The 1258-nt window shown below is 39.5% G+C and carries 1 protein-coding gene and 2 pseudogenes; all 3 read right to left on the reverse strand.

Features of this window, described 5'->3' with window-relative positions:
* A pseudogene (locus AB5Z52_RS17165) lies at positions 1-512 on the reverse strand (hypothetical protein); the annotation flags it as partial.
* 114 nt (positions 513-626) lie between these two features.
* Positions 627-1133, reverse strand: a complete 507-nt coding sequence (locus AB5Z52_RS17170; RefSeq protein WP_003125581.1) for a PTS sugar transporter subunit IIB — start codon at positions 1131-1133, stop codon at positions 627-629.
* 18 nt (positions 1134-1151) lie between these two features.
* Positions 1152-1258 (reverse strand): annotated as a pseudogene (locus AB5Z52_RS17175) (PTS system mannose/fructose/sorbose family transporter subunit IID); the annotation flags it as partial.

Raw genomic sequence — 1258 nt, forward strand, 5'->3', positions numbered from 1 at the left:
GAAGAAGTATTTCTCGTTAAGTTTTTCTGGAAGGCCGCCCCTTTTACCACTTTTCCCAATAAAAGAAAGTACGAACCAAATGCCAGAACTAAGAAAAATGTTTGCCAAGAAAAAAGTACAAAACCGTCAGCAGCAAATTGACTATAGAACCATGTCGCTACTGCGCCGATCCCAATCGTTATGAATGAGCTGACAAGAATAAAATTCATTGTTTGACGACCTTGCGCCTTTCGATCAAAAAAATGATAAGCGCCAAAATGTTGCGGCGGTGTATCATAATACGTACAAATGATTCGATCTGCTTGAGCAATATCTCCGATGTAAACATTTCTCGAAGCTGCTTTATGTTTCAAATCATATTCGATTACGCGAATATCTTTTCTTATTTGTGAGATATCTGTCACTAAAGCATTTAGGAATCTTTTTTTGCTGCGGTCACTTAAGCGAGAACGATAAATATAGCGGTAACGAAACAGCCAATCATTGAAACGGTCTTTCTGCATCTTTTTCATCTCCCATTCTTCGAAGGATCCAGCACGTTTTCAACAGCCTTTGAGCTAGCAACCATCAAATGACCGTTGCTTTTTTGTTATTGATGGAACTAGCTCAGTTGCTGTATTTGGCAGTTATAATCCGAATTGTTTCAAGACCTCTTTTAAAGAGGATTTAGGAGCAGAAGGTGTTGCTTGGAAATAGATGTTTTCGACTCCATAGTGTTCATTCATTTCCTTTAATCTTGCGGCATCTGCTTTATTCAAGTAGACGGATTTTGTGACTAACAGATCTTTTTCTGGATCTTTCTGTGCGATCCCGCCAATGTTCAACTCTTTCATTGGCACACCATGGGTGACCAGATCATAAATCACACTGATGGTTTTTGCGATCAGGATGCAGTTGTACTCTTTAAACGCATATTCATCCCAATAAAATTTTGCTTTTTCTGGTGTCACGACAATCGTTTTTTGTCCTGTGCGACTGCCGGCATTTTTGTATAGATCTCGCATGAATTTATCCTTAGCAACCACTTCATCAACGACGAAGATAGAGTTGACCCCGCTTTTTTGAGACAACGTCATCATGACTTGCCCATGAATCAACCGTTCATCCACACGTGCTAAATTTACTACACCCATTGTTTTCCACTTCCTTTTCTATAAAATCCCTACGCCGGCTAGAATGATCAAGATCAAAGTCAGCCAGAGCAGTGCTTGCGTAACTTTTAAGCCTTTTTTCGTATAGAACCAATAAACACCCATTA

Source organism: Enterococcus sp. RTP21361st1_A6_RTP21361_211029 (genome assembly GCF_040910045.1).
Taxonomy (GTDB): Bacteria; Bacillota; Bacilli; order Lactobacillales; family Enterococcaceae; genus Enterococcus_D; species Enterococcus_D gallinarum.